Origin of the sequence: Zoogloea sp. LCSB751 (assembly GCF_002028455.1) — a bacterium.
Classification (GTDB): Bacteria; Pseudomonadota; Gammaproteobacteria; order Burkholderiales; family Rhodocyclaceae; genus Zoogloea.
The window spans coordinates 1-337 of sequence record NZ_MWUM01000112.1 but is presented as its reverse complement, the minus strand read 5'-3'; the positions used below and the strand labels follow the sequence as shown (position 1 = coordinate 337).

The 337-nt window shown below is 38.3% G+C and carries 1 protein-coding gene; it reads right to left on the bottom strand.

Annotated elements, in window-relative coordinates; genetic code table 11:
* A partial coding sequence (locus B4920_RS30080; RefSeq protein WP_216820040.1) for a hypothetical protein occupies positions 1 to 337 on the bottom strand: 337 nt, incomplete at both ends.

Here is a 337-nt window from a genome sequence, read left to right as displayed (position 1 = left end):
CCTAGGATATCTATAACTGGCCCACTTGATTTTCTTATTGATGCGATGCGTGAGTCATACCTTCCAAAATATTCAGAAAGCTTATTAATATGAGTGCCATCCGGAGTGTTCAATGTCGATCGGCGAGCATAACGTGGATATTTCCTCCAAGATAAACAAATATATATAGACTGTTTCTTCTTGTAGCAAATCACATCCCCTCTAGCAATAAGAACTTCAAGCGCGTCCTCCAACTTATCCAAATTACGTACACAGTGGGGGCCACTTCGTCTGATCTCACTTTTTAAAATCAATGTTCCCTTCCAATTTTGAATTATCCATTCCAACAATTTATTAA